Consider the following 16,774-nt stretch of genomic DNA (forward strand, 5'->3'; position numbering starts at 1 on the left):
CCGGCCTTCCGGGGGCGCGCCGTTTCGGGCACCAGGCGGGCAAGATCGACGCCAATGTGCTTGAGTTGCCCCACCACCATTGAATGACGACCGAGGAGACCGCGATACATGAACCAGGACTCTGCGTCTGTCCATTCCCGGCACCACGAGCCGGATCATCACGACGAGCATGAGCATCACGCCGGTCACGACCATTCCGGGCATCACGGCCATGGTCATGACCACGGCCACGGCGGGCATGATCACGGCGCGATGATCGCCGACTTCCGGCGCCGCTTCTGGATCTCGCTGGCCCTGACGGTGCCGATCCTGCTGCTCTCGCCGATGATCCAGGGTTTCCTGGGCCTGGAGGCCGCCCTCGACTTCCCCGGCGATCGCTACCTGCTGTTCGTCCTGTCGATCGCCGTGTTCTTCTACGGCGGCTGGCCATTCCTGACGGGCCTGGTCTCTGAGCTCCGCCAGGGCGCCCCGGGCATGATGACGCTGATCGCCCTGGCCATCAGCGTGGCGTTCCTCTACTCGTCGGCCGTGGTCCTCGGCCTGTCCGGGCGCGTGTTCTTCTGGGAACTGGCGACCCTGGTCGACGTGATGCTGCTGGGGCACTGGATCGAGATGCGGTCGATCATGGGCGCCTCGGGCGCGCTGGAGGCACTGGTCAAGCTGATGCCGGCCACCGCCCATCGCCTCCGTGACGACGGCGAGATCGAGGATGTACGTGTCGATGCCCTGGAGCCCGGCGACCGCGTACGCGTCAAGCCGGGCGAGAAGATCCCCACCGACGGCGTGATCGTCGAGGGCCGCTCGAACATCAACGAATCACTGCTGACCGGCGAGTCCAAGCCGGTGAGCAAGGGCGAGGACGACAAGGTGATCGGCGGGGCCATCAACGGCGAGGGCTCGCTCACGGTCGAGATCCAGCGCACCGGCGAGGCCACCTATCTGTCCCAGGTGATCGACATGGTGAAACAGGCCCAGGCCTCGCGTTCGCGCACCCAGGATCTCGCCAACCGCGCCGCCGCCTGGCTGACCTACATCGCCCTGACCGTGGGCGTGATCACGCTCATCTCCTGGCTGATCGCCGGTTACGCCTTCGACTTCTCGCTCGAGCGCATGGTCACGGTGATGGTGATCACCTGCCCGCACGCGCTGGGGCTGGCCGTACCGCTGGTAGTGGCCGTCTCGACCAGCAAGTCGGCGCGCAATGGCCTGCTGATCCGTGACCGGGCCGCGTTCGAACGGGCACGCAAGACCGACGTGTTCGTGTTCGACAAGACCGGCACGCTTACCGAGGGCCGCTTCGGCGTCAGCGACGTGGTCGCCCTGAGCGACCGCGAGGAGAACGACGTGCTGGGCCTGGCCGCCGCCCTGGAAGCCGACTCGGAGCACCCGATCGCGGTCGGCATCGTCGACGAAAGCCGCAAGCGTGAGCTGCCCCTGCCCGAGGCGAGCGATTTCCAGAGCCTGCCCGGCGAAGGCGTCGAGGCCCGCGTCGATGGCAAGACCGTGCGCATCGTCAGCCCGGGCTACCTCGAACGGCAGGACATCGCCATCGACGACGACCGGGTCAAACGACTCGAAAAGCAAGGCAAGACGGTGGTCTTCGTGCTGGTCGACGACCAGCCGGCCGGCGCGATCGCCCTGTCGGACATCGTCCGCGAGGTCTCGCGCGAGGCGGTCGACCGGCTCCGGGCGATGGGCATGCAGTGCATGATGCTCACCGGCGACTCGAAGCCCGTCGCCCAGGCCGTGGCCGACGAGCTGGGGCTGGATGACTTCTTCGCCGAGGTGATGCCCGACCAGAAGGCCTCGCGCATCCGCGAGCTCAGGGAGAAGGGGCTGTCGGTGGCCATGGTTGGCGACGGCGTCAACGACGCGCCGGCACTGACCGAGGCGGATCTCGGTATCGCGATCGGTGCCGGCACCGACGTGGCGGTCGAATCGGCCGACATCGTGCTGGTGAACTCCGACCCGCGCGACGTCGCCACCGTCACCGAGCTCTCGGCGGCCACCTACCGCAAGATGATCCAGAACCTCTGGTGGGCCGCCGGCTACAACATCGTCGCCATCCCGTTGGCAGCCGGCGTGCTCTACGGCGTGGGCTTCCTGATGCCGCCGGCGATCGGTGCCGCGGTGATGTCGGTTTCCACCATCGTCGTCGCGATCAACGCCAAGCTCCTGGAACGCTTCAAGCCGGCCTCCGAGCAGCACGGCGAGGGCGAAGCGACCGCCACCGCCTGACGACCACCCGGCGGACGATCGCTGCAATGACGACACTGGGATGGCTTGGCTGGGCGGGTGCGAGCGTGGCCGGACTCGGCTTGCTGCTCCACCTGTTTCATCGTCGTTTACGCATCAGCCTGGCGGCACCGCGGGAGGCCATCGGCCGCTCGCTCACGGCGCATGGACTGACGGGTCGGGAGGTGTCCTTTCCAACAGTGCGCAATCGGACCCTGCGCGGCTGGTGGCTCGACGGAGAGCCAGACGAAGGCGTGGCCATTATCACCCATGGGTGGGGCGCCAATCGCGAGATGATGCTGCCGCTGGCCCGCAGCATCCGGGACGCCGGCTGGTCGGTGCTGCTGTTCGATGCGCGCAACCACGGCGAGAGCGATGAAGACGACTTCTCCTCCATGCCCCGTTTTGCGGAGGACACAGAGGCCGCCATCGACTGGGTCCAGCGGAGCGGCACAGCACCGATCGTGCTGATCGGCCATTCGGTCGGTGCGGCCGCCGTCCTGCTGGTGGCCTCTCGGCGCCGCGACATCGGCGGGGTGATCAGCCTGTCGGCCTTCGCCCACCCGGAAGGCATGATGCGCCGCTGGCTTGCCTGGAAACGCCTGCCCTTCCTGCCGATCGGCTGGTACGTGCTGCGTCACGTCGAGCGGGTCATCGGCCATCGCTTTGACGACATCGCCCCGGTCAACACCTTGCCCCGAGTCGACTGCCCGGTACTGCTGGCCCATGGCCGCTCCGACCCGGTCATTCCATTCGAGGACGCACAAGCCCTGTACGCCTGCCGCGGCGAGGCGTCGGTCGCGCTCCACCCCCTGCCGGGCGGACACGACCTCAGCGACCAGTTGGCCGATCATCGCACCATACTGGCCGACTTTCTGCGGCAATGCCGACAGGGCTGGCCCACCAAGAAGACACCGGATCCCGCTGGAGACCGGCGCTGAGAGCCACCCGCGATCACCGCGGCATGAATTTCACGCTGTCGAGCTGCTCCAGGGGTTTTGGCCGATCGATGTAGTAGCCCTGCACGTAGTCGACGCCGATGCCCGCCAAGCGCTCGACCGTCTCGGCGTCCTCGACGAATTCCGCGATCGTCTGCAATCCCATGGCCTGACCGATGGAGTGGATGGAGCGCACCATGGCCTCGTCGAGGGGATTCGCCGCGATGTCGCGAACGAAGGTGCCGTCGATCTTGAGGAAATGCACCGGCAGGTTGCGCAGGTAGCCGAACGAAGACAGCCCGGAACCGAAGTCGTCCAGCGAGAAGCGACAGCCCTCTTCGGTCAGCACCTCGATGAAGTGGCGCGCGGCATCGATATTGGCAATCGCACTGGTCTCGGTGATCTCGAAGCATACCGCGGCACCAGGTACACGGTGGCGGGCCAGCAGGGTCCGAATCTCCTCGAGGAAGGCCTCGTCACCGAGGCTGCCGCCCGAGAGGTTGATCGCACAGACCAGCGGCGTCTCGTTAGCCGTCCGATGGATGTCGCCGAGCCAGGCGAGCGCGTTGCGCACCACCCATTGATCGACTTCCGCCATCAGTCCGAAACGCTCGGCGGCCGGAATGAAGGCGCTTGGCGGGACGAGGTTGTCCTCGTCGTCGAGCATGCGGACGAAGATCTCGTGGTGATGTGCCTGCCCCTGCGGGTCGCGGGTCGACACGATCGGCTGGTAGTAGAGCCGGAAGCGGTCACGATCGAGCGCCGCGCGAATACGCGAGGCCCACTGCATCTCGCCGCGGCGCGCGGCCAGTTCGCGGTCATCGCGCTCGAACAGGTGGATGCGGTTGCGCCCCCGGTCCTTGGAGGCGTAGCAGGCGGTATCCGCCTGACCCAGCACCTCGGCCAGGTCACCGCAGCCGGCATCCAGCACCACGACACCGACGCTTGTGCCCAGCGAAAAGTGGCGACCCTTCCACGGAAAGCGGAACTTGTGTACCCGTTCGCGCAGCGCATCGGCCATCGCCATCCCCTCGTCCACGGAACAGTCCTTGATGATGACGCCGAACTCGTCACCACCGAGACGGGCGAACACATCCTGCTCGCGCAGACCCTCGCCGATCACTCGACTGATCTGTCGCAGCAACTCGTCGCCGGCCAGGTGGCCGCAGGTGTCGTTGACGATCTTGAACTGATCCAGGTCGATGTAGCAGAGCAGATGCTCGCGGCCACGCTCGCGGGCGGTGGTGATCGCCTCGCCCAGCCGGGCCTCGAATTCGCGCCGGTTGGGCAGGCCGGTAAGCGCGTCGTGGGTGGCCTGATAGGACAGTTGCTGCTCCATCGCCCGGGCCTCGGTGACGTCGTGCAGCACCACGATGCCGCCGACCAGCCCACCCCCACGATCGAAGATCGGTGCAGCCGTGTACTGGACCACCCGAGATCGACCGTCGGCATCGATCAGGGTCCATGTCGATGTCCCGTTGAGCACCCGCTGGCGATCGAGCAGGAAACGGATCACCTCCTCGCAGTCCCGGCGCTCGGACTCGCGCTCGAAGCGGAACAGGGCACACAACGGGCAGCCGCGCGCCTCGCTGGCCGACTTGCCGCTCAGCGCGCCGGCGTTGACGTTGATAAAGCGCACCCGGCCGGTCTCGTCGGTCGCGATCACCGCATCGACGATCGACTCGAGGGTCACCTGCGCCAGTTCCTGCTCGCGGTGCAGCTGGTCCTGCACCAGCCTCCGCTCGGTGACGTCGCGCAGCACGGCGGTGTAGAACGGCTGATCGCCCTCGCCGGTCCGCGAGGCACGCAATTCCAGGTGACATGTCTCGGCACCGGAGCCGCCGGCCACTTCGTGCACCTCTCCGGAAAGCAGGCGGGCAGCCAAGCCGGTCGACGCCTGCTCTCCCAGCAGGGGGCGGAACAGCTCGTCGACATGCCGTCCCTCGACCTCGGCCCCCGTGACGGCAAGCAATTTCTCCGCGCCGGGATTGAGGCTGAGCACCCGGCAGGACGGGTCGAAGGTGAGAATGCCGTCGCGCATGTCGCGGAACATCGTCCGCGTGCGGGTCACTGCCTTCTCCAGTGCCGCCATGACGTCGTTGTAGCGCCGGGCGATCAGGCCGACCTCGGTGAACGGCTCGACCGGCACCCGCACCGACAGATCGGTGCTGCTGGTCTGTTTCTCCATGACCGCCAGCAGGTCGATCAGGTCGGTGCGCTCACCGTGCTCGCTGACGTTGAGCCCGACGGTCTCGTTCTCGGCGCTCACGCGTAGCGGGCGGATACGGTCGATGCCGCGCAGCAGCAGCCAGGCGAGCACGAAGGTGGTCGCACCGATGGCGACGATGCCGACGAGCTGTACTCCCAGCTGCTCGACTCGACCGAGGCCGGTGCCCAGTTGATCGGGATCACCGAACAGGCCGACGGCCAGCGTGCCCCAGACACCCGCCGCCAGATGCACCGGTACCGCGGCGATCGTGTCGTCGAGGCGACGCCGGATCATCCACAGATCGACGAGCGCCATGACCGCCGCACCAATCGCGCCGATCACCACCGCCGACAGGGTCGAGACCGCATGCGCCCCCGCGGTGATCGCCACCAGCCCCGCCAGCAGCCCGTTGAGCGGCATCATCAGGTTGTCGACATACTCGCCCTTCATGCGATGAGCGATGGCGTAGGCGGTTATCGCGCCGCTGGCTGCGGCCAACAGGGTATTACCGATGATGGCGGGGACCCGTTCGGTCAGGCCCAGCTCGCTGCCACCGTTGAAACCGATCCAGCCGATCAGGAAGAACAACCCGCCCAGCAGGGACAGCGACAGATTGCTCGCCGGAATCCGCTGCACGCCCTCGTCGGTAAACCGACCGAGACGCGGCCCGACCACCAGCACGGCGGCGAGCGCAACCCAGCCACCCACGCTGTGAACGACCGTCGAGCCGGCGAAGTCGACGAATCCCATCGCGGCGAGCCAGCCCTCGCCCGGCGAGAGCAGCCCACCCCAGGCCCAGTGTCCCGTGAGCGGATAGAGCAGGATCACGACCACCAGCGTCACCAGCCCGTAGCTGATGTACGACATGCGCTCGGAGACCGCACCGGAGACGATGGTGGCGGCGGTCGCCGCGAACATCGCCTGGAACAGAAACACGACCGCGTGATCCGCTGTCAGCGTCAACAGGTCGGGGAAGAATGGCCCCGTGCCGATCAGGCCTCCGAGACTCGGCCCGAACATCAGGCCGAATCCGACGCCCCAGAACACCAGCAGCGTGATCATCAGGTCCGCGGCATTCTTCATCGCCACGTTGATGGCATTCTTGCGCCGGGCCAGCCCGGTTTCGAGACAGAGGAATGCGGCCTGCATCAGCAGCACCAGCGTGGCACTCAGCAAGACCCAGACGACGTCGATCGAAGATAGTTGCATTGGTACCGAAGACTGTCGCCCCAGGAGCGGGATCACCCGTCGAACGGATGCACCACCAGGAGGCAGGGGAAGGTTGAAAACCGCTCCACGGCCGGCCGGGGAGCCCTCTCCGGGTTCCGGACTGCAAGTTCGACACCAAGTCACCCGTCACGCACCACGGCGGTGAACCGCCGACGCCTTGCACGAAGGCACCGACCGGATGAAACTCTGCCCCCAGCAGGGGGCCTTACAGTGGAAACCCCAGGGAACATCACCATGCGCATCACCCGAACCGCCCCCCTTCTTGCTTTCTGGCTCCTGCTGCTGGCTGCCGGGTCCGTTGTCGCCGGCACGCAGACCGTCGTGCTGGGCATGGGCTGCTTCTGGGGTGCGGAAATGCGCATGAGCAAGCTGACCGGAGTGGTCGATGTCGAGGCGGGCTACGCCGGCGGGGATGCCGAAACGGTCACCTATCGCGATGTCCTGTCCACCGCGAGGGCGATCCGGCGCGGCGAAACCGACCAGACCGGCCATGCCGAGGTGGTCAAGGTGACCTTCGACACCGACAAGACCAGCCTCGAGCGGGTGCTGGCCGGCTTCTGGGAAAACCACAATCCCACCCAGGGGAACCGCCAGGGCAACGACATCGGCAGCAACTACCGCAGCGCCGTCTTCTACGCCAACGACCGCCAGCGCCAGGTCGCCGAAGAGACCCGTGCGATCTACCAGCAGGCCCTGGCAGCAGAAGGCTTTGGGTCGATCACCACCGAGATTGCGCCGCTGCGCAACTACAACCGCGCCGAGACCTACCACCAGGACTACCTGGAAAAGAACCCGAACGGCTACTGCGGCATCGGCGGCACCGGCGTGGCCTATCCGGGCGGCATGACCGAGTCCGACAGGACCGAGTCACCCACCGCCGAGCGCCTCGATGCCGGCGACTTGCAGCGCGAACGGCAGCTGATCGTCTTCGAGGCAGTGGACTGCCCGTTCTGCGAGCGGTTCGAACAGGACATTCTCGAGAACTGGCAGTCCGTCGTGCCCATCACCACCACCCTGCACCCGCGTCCGCCGGAAGGCTGGACACTCGCCAAGCCTTTGTTCGGCACCCCAACGATCGTGCTGTTCGAGGACGGCCGCGAAACGGCTCGCTATACCGGCTACCAAGGCGACCCGGACCGGTTCCGCCAATGGCTGGCCCCGCACGAACCGACACCCTGACGATCACCCGCCTCGCCCGACGACCGACCGGCATCTGATTCCATTCAGGTCGCTCGTGCCGGGGGATCACACGGCGGCTTCTCGACCCGCGAAACACCGTCGCGACCGGCTATTCCAGGCCCCATACCCAGCGGACCACGCTGCACAGCAATCATTTGCTATTGCGCACGCGAACCATTCTCATGTAGATTCCCGTCAGCGACACAGGTCGCGATTGCATTCAAACCCAGAAATCACCGAGATCGTTCGCCTATGAAATCGTCACTCCCGGCTCGACGAACGCCGCTTAGCCAGGCGGTACGCCGTACATTGACCCTTTCGGTCCCCTGCCTGCTGGCATGCAACGCCGTGGCCTACGCCGAAGAGACGTCAACGGACGCGACCGTACTCGACTCCGTGGTAATCGAAGGCAGCGGCTTCGCCCTGCCCTCCGAGGAAACCGGTCAGTACCGTCCCGGCAGCAACAGCACGGCTACCGGCCTGAACCTCACGGCACGCGACACGCCGCAGTCCCTGTCGGTCGTCACCAACCAGCAGATCGAGGATTTCAATCTCGACAGCGCCAACAAGGCACTCGAATCCACTCCCGGCGTCACGGTGGAGAAGGTCGAGACCGACCGCACCTACTACACCTCGCGTGGTTTCGACATCCAGAACTTCCAGATCGATGGCCTCGGCGCGCCGTTCGCCTACGGCAACGTGCAGGGCGACATCGACACGGTCGTGTATGACCGCATCGAGGTCATTCGCGGCGCCAACGGCCTGATGTCCGGCAGCGGATCGCCCTCGGCCACCGTCAACTTCATCCGCAAGCGCCCCACGCCGCAGACCCGGGCGGAGGTGGAACTGAGCGCCGGTTCCTGGGATCAGCGCCGCGTGGAAGGCGACGTCTCGGGGGCGCTGACGGAGAATAAGCGCGTTCGCGGCCGGCTGGTCGTCGCCGGTGACCAGGGCGAGTCGTATCTCGATCGCTACGAGCGCGACCGTTACGTCGCCTATGGCGTCATCGAGGCCGACCTGACCGACAACACCCTGCTTACCGCGGGCCACACCTGGCAGCAGAACAATGCGGACAGTCCGTTGTGGGGCGCCCTGCCGCTGTACTACACCGACGGCACCCAGACCGACTACGATCGCTCCACCGCCACCTCGTCGGACTGGTCCTACTGGAACAACCAGGATCGACGCAGCTTCGTCGAGCTCGAGCACGCCTTTGCCAATGGCTGGGAGACCCGCGCCGCGATCAACCGCGTCGAGACCGAGGCGGACGCCAAGCTGTTCTACATGTACGGCACACCGGACCCGTCCACCGGACTGGGCCTGTACAGCTACCCGAGTCTTTACGACTACGACAACGAGCAGTGGATTGCCGACCTGCAGGCCAAGGGGCCCTTCGACCTGTTCGGCCGCACCCATGAACTGGTCGCCGGCGTGAACTGGACCCGCTCGCAGACCGATGACATCTCGCATTTTGGCGAGGACATCGGCACCGCCCTGCCGCCGCTGGAGCAGTGGGATGGCAACTACCCCGAGCCGAACTTCACCGGCGGCACCGGCGGCAGCGAGTTCACGGACAAGGAAACCGCGGTCTACTCGGCTGCTCGCCTGAACCTCACTGACCGCACCACGGCCATCCTCGGCACGCGGGCGACCTGGCTCGACAACACCGGCGAGAGCTACGGCACCACGCGCGAGACCTCCTACGATGCGGAGCTGACCCCCTACGCCGGCCTCGTCTACGACCTCAACGACCAGTGGTCCGCCTACGCGAGTTACACGGAGATCTTCGAGCCGCAGACCGAGGTGGACATCAACCGCCAGCGCCTCGATCCGATCGACGGCGTCAACTACGAGGTCGGCTTGAAGGCGGAACTGCTCGACAAGCGACTAAATACCTCGCTGTCGCTGTTCCACACCGAGCAGAACAACGTCGCCGAGGCCGCCGGCACCATTCCGGGGACAGCGGATACCTACTACCGCGGCGCCGAGGGGATCACCAGCCAGGGAATCGAGCTGACCGCGGCGGGCGAGATCCTCCCGGGCTGGCGCGCATCGGCCGGCTATACCTACGTGGACATCGAGGATGCCGACGGCGACCGGGCGCGCAGCTTCATCCCGAAGCAGATGCTCCGGGCCAGCACAACCTACCGGCTGCCGTTCCTGCCGAAGCTCACCGTCGGCGGCCAGCTGCGCTGGCAGAGCGACATCTCGCGTGAGCAGTACTTTGCCAACGGCACGACCCGCCAGGATGCCTACACGGTCGTCGACCTGATGGCCCGCTACGAGGTGAACAAGCAGGTGGACGTCACGCTCAACGTGAACAACGTCACCGACGAGAAATACCTCACCAGCCTGCAGTGGGACCAGGGCTACTACGGTGCACCGCGCAACGCCATGCTGAGCGTGAACTGGAAATACTGATCCGCGGCCTCGATGCCGACGGCATCACCCTGGACGAAACCCCGCCTCGGCGGGGTTTTTTGTGCCCATAGGAAGCAAAAGCGCAGCCATCGGGCCGATCCCGCCTCGGACCCTGCCGGGTTCCTTCGGCCCACGGCACTGCGGCCGGGGCGGCATCGATGTTGTTGCCTCCCCTGTGTTCGAAGTCTACTGAGGCACGCGATCTGCTCGAGCGCGATCGGCGCAGCCGTCGCTGGAACGGCCGACGGCTGTCCGTTCGTGGCGGAGAGCAGTACGACTCTGTCGAGACGCGCTGCCCAGTGGGCAGTGTCGTACTACAGGCGCCGCAATGCCCAAAGGAAGTAGGTGCCCCCGATCAGGGATGCCACCAGGCCGGCGGGAATCTCGTGGGGAAACTGGATCTGCCGACCGATCCAGTCGGCCAGGATCATCAGCACCGCACCGATCAGGGCTGCGCCCAGCAGGTGATCACGAGCGCGCGACAGGCCCAGCAGGCGTGCCATGTGCGGGGCGAGCAGACCGACGAACGACAGCGGCCCGATCACCAGTGTCGCCGCGGCCGTCAGTACGGCCGAGACGCCCAGCACCGCCAGCCGACCGCCGCCGACAGGCACCCCCAGCGCCCGACTGACGGGCGCGCCCAACGGCAGCAGATCGAGCCAGCGGGACAGCACCAGCACCGCAAGGGCGGCCAGCACACCGAAACCAAGCACCACGAATGCCTCCGCGGTGCCGACGAAATACGTCGATCCCGACAGCCAGGCCACGATCTGCTGGCCCCGCGGATCACTGCCCGCCAGCACCAGGGCCCGCACCGCTTCGGCAAGCGCGGTGATCGCGACCCCCGTCAGCAGCAGACGTTCGGGCAGGAAACCGCTTCGCGCGTTGAGCGTGATCAGGACGACCAGGGCCACCAGTGCCCCGGCCACGCCCAGCAAGACGAGCAGCGGCAGGCTCACGGCCGGCAGCAGGACAATCCCCAGCAACAGGAAGATGGCCACCCCGCCACTGATACCCAGCACCTCGGGGCTCGCCATCGGGTTGCCGGTCAGGCGTTGCAGCAGGGTGCCGGCGACGGCCAGCAGGATCCCGGCACCGGCCGCTGCCAGCATGCGCGGCAAACGCCACTCCCAGACCGGGCTCGCCCCGCTCCACCAGGTCCACTGTCCGGCGACGTGACCACTGAAAAGGGCAAGCAGCGTGGCAGGGACGAGTGCCGCCGCGATCCACATTAGTCGTCGCTCGGGTCGCCCCGCTCTCGGCCAGCCGGTCTCGCCCAGGGTCGGCGGGGCGACCTCCAGACGCAGACGCGGAATCAGCCATAGCAGCAGCGGCGCCCCCAGTGCGGCGGTCATGGCGCCGGTGGGAATCAGGGTCGGCAGCCAGGCACTGGCCGATTGCAGCAACAGGTCGGTGACCGCCAGCAGCAGTGCCCCGATGATCGGCGCCCAGAAAAGCCGGGCGCCGAGCCGCTCGGCCCCCAGCAGGCGGGCGATATTGGGAGCGGCCAGGCCGATGAACCCGATCAGCCCGACCACGCTGACCACCGTACCGGTCAGGAACACGGCCGCCCCGAGCGCAGCCAGACGCAGCCCGGCGAGATTGACCCCCAGGCTTCGCCCGCTGGCATCGTCCAACTCAAGCACCCGCAACGGGCGCAACAGCAACCAGGCGGCAACCAGGCCGACCGCCAGTCGCGGCAGCAGAAAAGCGGCATCGTGCCAGCCGTCCTGGGCCAGCGAACCGGCGCCCCAGATCAGCAAGCCCTGCAGGGTCTCCTGATTGAACAGGAGCAGCACCATCGCCAACGCCCCGAGGTACAGGTTCACTACCAGCCCGGCGAGCACGACCACCAGCGGCGACAGCGCCTGGCGCCACGAGAGCAGGAACACCAGCCCCATGGCGGCCGCGCCGCCGGCCAGTGCCACCCATTCCGACCCGACGAGCATCAGGCCAGGGGCGAACAGGCTCGCCGCCATCAGGGCCAGATTCGCCCCGCCGGCCACCCCGAGCGTCGTGGGCGAGGCCAGCGGATTGCGCAATACCTGCTGCATCAGAACCCCGGCGATCGCGAGTCCCGCCCCGGCAATCAGGGCGGTCACCAGGCGCGGCCACCAAGTCAGCGCCAGCAACCACTCGCCCGTTCCCGTCGGGCCAGCGAGCGGCCTCAACCACTCGCCCAGGGCGAAGCCCCCGGTCGCAGCGTGCAGCTCCACCCCCATCAGGCCGAGCAGGACGACCAGCAGCAGGCCACTCGCGCCCGCCGGGGACATGGCGGTTCGCTCACTCGGCATCAATCGCCTCCACCAGCTGCTCGGCAAAGCGGGTCGCCGAGGGCAATGCACCGAAGCTCCAGACCGGGTCGAGCTCGAGCACCTCGCCCTGCGACTGCTCTACCAACCGTTTCCAGAGCGCGCTCTCCCCCAGCGCGCGGGGCACGCCGACCGGGTACGGCCGCACGACCACGAGTCGCCCCTCCAGTCCTGCCAGCGACTCCAGTCCGACGAGCGAAAAGCCCCAGCGGTTGGTCTCTCCGGTCCAGCCATTCTCAAGCCCGAGCCGACCCAGCACGGCGTGATACAGCCCGTTCTCGCCAAACACGCGCACGTGACGCGCATCCATGAACTGCACCACGATCAGCGGCGGCGTATCGGCCGGCAGAAGCTGGGCAAGGTGCGCCAGTCGTGCCTCCGAGTCATTGATCAGTGCCTCGGCTTGCCGCTCACGACCGGCGAAGGCACCCAACTCACGGGTCACACGACGTATGGCGGGCCAGGTTTCGACGTCCGGACCATAGAGATCAAACGTGGTGACGGGCGCGACTGTCTTCAGCCGAGGCACCAGGCTCGCGAACATGGGAGAGAGCGCGATCCGGTCGGGGGACAGGCCGACCAGCTGCTCGAGATTGGGCTGCGCGCGCAAGCCGAGATCGAGGACCGTCTCCGGGACCGATGGCTCGGCCACCCAGGACTGGTAGCCATCGACCTGCGCAAGGCCGACAAGACGGGCATCGAGGGCGATCAGTGTCTCGGCGACCGTCCAGTCGAGCGTGGCGACCCTGGGCGCCTCGCCCGGCGCTGCATGGACGGGCACGAACAGGCAAAGGCACGCGGCGAGCATGACCACCCACTGTCGGATAGCGTGTCGGAAGATTGGGAGGCGCATGAACTCAGTCGACGATGGCAACCGGCCGTAACTGCCCTGGCGGCGTGATCACCTGCATCGACACCCCGTAGATCGAACGCAGCGTGGCACTGTCCATCAGCTCCTCGGGGGTGCCGCGCACGAGCAGACGACCGCTGTGCATGGCGACCAGCTCGTCGCAGTAGCGCGCGGCCATGTTGATGTCGTGCAGGACGATCACCACGCTCAGGTCGAGCTCGTGCGACAGGCGCCGGATCAACGCCAGCATCTCCACCTGGTGGGCGATATCGAGCGCGGACAAGGGTTCGTCGAGCAGCAGGAAATCGCTTTCCTGCGCCAGCAGCATGGCAAGCCAGACCCGCTGACGCTCGCCGCCGGAGAGAGTCTCGACACGGCGATCGGCAAACACGGCCGTCTGCGTCATGGCCATGGCATGCTCCACCTGCCGGCGATCGGCCGCAGCAAACCGCCCCAGCAACCCGTGCCAGGGATAGCGGCCGAAACCGACCAGCTCACGTCCGGTGAGATGCCCCGCCGCCGGTGGATGCTGCGGCAGATAGGCCACGCGTCGGGCAAACCCGCGCGACGACCAGTCGTCCAGCGGACGCCCCTCGAATTGCAGACTGCCCCCGGACGGGGTGGTCTGCCGGGCCAGCAGATTGACCAGCGTCGACTTGCCCGAGCCGTTGTGCCCGACCAGACCATAGACACGCCCGGGCTCCAGGCAGAGGTCGACCGGCTCGAGCAGGGTCTTTCGGTTGATCGAGAACGTCACGCCGTCCAGTTCGAACATCAGGCCACCCCCTGATGCGGCGCCCGCCGCCTGTCTCGACGCACCACGGCCTTATCGGCAGCCGCGCCGGCCTGGTCACGGCAGGCAAGCGGACAGTTGGCACAGTACGACGTCCCCGGCAGCAGGTAGCGGATGCAACACACGCGACGGCGACGCTCGACCGCCCCGTCCCCGTCGGGCGAATGGTAACGGACCGGGCGAAACAACGGATTGCGCTGGCCGTCGGCAAAACGCCGGGTTTCGAAGAAGGCGTAGGCCTGCTGGAGGGTGGCCGGCGTAATGGCCGGGTGACGCGCCATCTCGCCCACCAGATACTCGACCGAGTTGCCGGCGTTGCTCCAGAAAACGTTTCGCGACGCGCCGGACACGCTCGCCAGTGCCTCGATCACTGGCGCGAGCCGGTCGCGTAGCAGCGCCTCGAAGCCCGAAGCCATCGACACGGGCGCGGTGATATCGCCCTGATCACGAATCCAGAACCGTTCGGGATAACCCGCCTCATCCAGGACCACGCCAAGTGAAGAATCATCGGCGGCGCAGGCTCGCCCGTCGGCCAGCAGCAAACCAACGAGGCTCGGCAGCACGGCGTTGAACAGCCACTTCGACCACATCGAGGCCACCGCACGTCGATCGCCGCCGGGGTAAACCGTCGCGAATCGCTCCTGGATCATCGCCATGACGGCCGGGTCGCCGAGCTCGGGAAACGTGACCCGCGGTCCCTCGCAGGACGTATCACCCCGCCGCGGACGCGGCAGGGATTCGAGCGGGCCGGCAAACACGTCACGGAAGGGATCGTCACCGCGGCAATCGACAGGCGATCCGGTCACGCGTTTCGATGCGGCAGGTATGGCCTTCATGGCAGCGCCGACCTCCGCGCTCATTCGGGACGGGAAACGAAGCCGAGCCGCTCCACGCCGGCCTGGCGGGCGTCGGCCATGGTCTCGGCCACGCGACCGTAGGGCGTCGACTCGTCGGCACGCAGGTACACGACGAGCTCCGGATCCTCGCTCAACGCGACCCGCAACCGGGATTCGAGACGGCCAGACTCCACCGGCTGGTCCGCCAAATACAGCTGCCCGGTTTCGTCCAGCGCAATGGTCAGGCTGTCGGGTGACTCGGCTTGCGGTGCGGAACTGGCCGTCGGCAGCTTGATGTTGACCGAATGGGTGATCACCGGCGCGGTGACGATGAACACCACCAGCAGCACCAGCATCACGTCCACCAGCGGGATGATGTTCATCTCCGCCATCGGCTCGCGCTGGTCTCCGAGACGACCGAAGGCCACGGCGTCAGGCCTCCACTGCCGAGAGCGTGGGCGTGCCGCTGGCTTCGCGCTCTCTGCCCTGGGCCCAGGCACCGAGATGCGGGTCGTGCATCAACAGCGCATGGACATCGTGCGCACTGGCCTCAAGAGACTGCGAATAGAGCCGGTGACTGCGGTTGTACAGGTTGAAGAACAGCACGGCCGGAATCGCGGCGGCCAGGCCGGCCGCAGTGGCAACAAGGGCCTCACCGAGTGGGCCGGCGACGAGATTCATGGTGACGTTCCGGGCCTCGGACAGCCCGATCAATGCACCGTGGATCCCCCATACCGTGCCGAACAGGCCGACGAACGGCGCAAGCGACCCCACACTGGCGAACAGCGTCTGCCCGGCCTGCACGCGCGCCTCCTGACGGTCCAGCTCCTGACGAATGCCTCGTATCAGGGTCTCGTCGAGGCGCTGGTTGTCCGCTTGGCTACCGTCCCAACGACCACGGAACGATCGCGCCGAGCTCAGCCCCGCCCGGGCGATCGCCGCGAGCGGATCGGAACGCCCGGCAATCCGCTGCGACAACTGCGCGGCCGAGCGGGACCGAGCGATCTCCTGCAGCGACTGGCGGCTCGAACGGGCACGTTCGAACCAGGCGACGAGCTTCGCCACCGCCACTGCCCAGGTCGCTACCGACATCCCGGCAAGAATCAGGAATACCGCCACCAGGACGGCATCACCATGTTTGAAAACGCTGAAGAGATCCACGGGCCGCGCCCTCCGCTCAAGTGACCAGAACGAATCCTATTTGAGCACACATCACAATGCAAACCGTTCGCATTTCCCTTACGGGTCGCAAGTGCGCCTATCGCTCAACGGAGATGGAACCGCAACGGCACGATTACCTCACCCGACACGGCACGCTGGCCCTGCTTCGCCGGGACGAACCGCCAATGCTCGATGGCCTCGAGGGCGGCGTTATCAAGCCGTTCATGGCCGCTGGACCGTTCGATCGACCAGTCGACCGGCTGGCCGTCGGCATCGACAGTGACACGTACTCGAACGGTGCCCTCTTCCCGCAGCCGCAATGACACGCGCGGATAGGTCGGCGCCGGGTTGTCGAGATAACCCGCGGAGAAGCTCGGCGGTGAAACGGGCTCGGGCGTGGGAACCGGTTCGGTATCGGGAGTCGAATCCGACGGTCGCACCGAAGAAGGGGCTACGGGCTCAGATTGCGACTGGGGCTCCGATTGAGACTCGGGCTCGGGCTTCGGCTCGGGTTCCGGTTTCGGCTCCGGCTTCGGCTCGGGTTCCGGTTCCGGCTCGGGTTCCGGTTCCGGCTCGGGTTCCGGCTTTGGCTCGGGTTCCGGCTTCGGTT

12 protein-coding genes are annotated in these 16,774 nt (G+C 66.9%); 4 read left to right on the forward strand and 8 right to left on the reverse strand.

The features are described 5' to 3' along the window. The first annotated feature begins 108 nt into the window (after positions 1–108). Positions 109–2,238 (forward strand): heavy metal translocating P-type ATPase, encoded by a 2,130-nt coding sequence (locus AWR35_RS02600; RefSeq protein ID WP_082663858.1) that lies wholly within the window; start codon positions 109–111, stop codon positions 2,236–2,238. Between the two features lie 26 nt (positions 2,239–2,264). After that, a complete protein-coding gene (locus AWR35_RS02605) occupies positions 2,265–3,176 on the forward strand; it encodes an alpha/beta fold hydrolase (protein ID WP_066185032.1) in 912 nt (303 codons plus the stop codon). A 13-nt stretch (positions 3,177–3,189) separates the two neighbouring features. On the opposite strand, the gene amt is transcribed toward AWR35_RS02605, so the two are convergent. Further along, positions 3,190–6,591: an ammonium transporter gene (amt, locus tag AWR35_RS02610; protein WP_058574395.1), complete on the reverse strand. Its 3,402-nt coding sequence runs from the start codon at positions 6,589–6,591 to the stop codon at positions 3,190–3,192. 255 nt (positions 6,592–6,846) lie between these two features. On the opposite strand from amt, the gene msrA reads away from it, so the two are divergent. Both msrA and AWR35_RS02620 read left to right on the forward strand, forming a co-directional pair. After that, a complete protein-coding gene (msrA, locus tag AWR35_RS02615; protein WP_058574396.1) occupies positions 6,847–7,791 on the forward strand; it encodes a peptide-methionine (S)-S-oxide reductase MsrA in 945 nt (314 codons plus the stop codon). A gap of 309 nt (positions 7,792–8,100) precedes the next feature. After that, positions 8,101–10,212 carry a TonB-dependent siderophore receptor gene (locus AWR35_RS02620; RefSeq protein ID WP_197408109.1) on the forward strand — a complete coding sequence of 704 codons (2,112 nt, stop codon included), beginning with the start codon at positions 8,101–8,103 and terminating at the stop codon, positions 10,210–10,212. 314 nt (positions 10,213–10,526) lie between these two features. Here AWR35_RS02620 and fhuB read toward each other — a convergent pair whose 3' ends face one another. From fhuB to AWR35_RS10570, 7 genes are all read right to left on the reverse strand, one after another. Continuing rightward, a complete protein-coding gene (gene fhuB / locus AWR35_RS02625) occupies positions 10,527–12,506 on the reverse strand; it encodes a Fe(3+)-hydroxamate ABC transporter permease FhuB (protein ID WP_058574398.1) in 1,980 nt (659 codons plus the stop codon). After that, entirely contained in the window at positions 12,496–13,377 is an 882-nt protein-coding gene (locus AWR35_RS02630; RefSeq protein WP_058574399.1) for an iron-siderophore ABC transporter substrate-binding protein, read from the reverse strand. Before AWR35_RS02630 ends, fhuB begins: the two co-directional genes overlap by 11 nt. Positions 13,378–13,381: 4 nt before the next feature. Then, positions 13,382–14,149, reverse strand: a complete 768-nt coding sequence (locus AWR35_RS02635; protein ID WP_058574400.1) for an ATP-binding cassette domain-containing protein — start codon at positions 14,147–14,149, stop codon at positions 13,382–13,384. Continuing rightward, positions 14,149–14,973: a siderophore-iron reductase FhuF gene (gene fhuF / locus AWR35_RS02640; RefSeq protein WP_197408110.1), complete on the reverse strand. Its 825-nt coding sequence runs from the start codon at positions 14,971–14,973 to the stop codon at positions 14,149–14,151. Before fhuF ends, AWR35_RS02635 begins: the two co-directional genes overlap by 1 nt. 50 nt (positions 14,974–15,023) lie before the next feature. Beyond that, entirely contained in the window at positions 15,024–15,431 is a 408-nt protein-coding gene (locus AWR35_RS02645; RefSeq protein ID WP_058574402.1) for a biopolymer transporter ExbD, read from the reverse strand. Positions 15,432–15,435: 4 nt separating this feature from the next. Continuing rightward, the gene (locus tag AWR35_RS02650) at positions 15,436–16,164 is read right to left on the reverse strand and encodes a MotA/TolQ/ExbB proton channel family protein (RefSeq protein ID WP_058574403.1); all 729 of its coding nucleotides are present in this window, start codon (positions 16,162–16,164) and stop codon (positions 15,436–15,438) included. Positions 16,165–16,268: 104 nt separating this feature from the next. Beyond that, the coding region (locus tag AWR35_RS10570) for an energy transducer TonB (protein WP_156413908.1) at positions 16,269–16,774 on the reverse strand (506 nt) is incomplete at its 5' end.

This window comes from Guyparkeria sp. WRN-7, from assembly GCF_001641825.1.
GTDB lineage: Bacteria > Pseudomonadota > Gammaproteobacteria > Halothiobacillales > Halothiobacillaceae > Guyparkeria.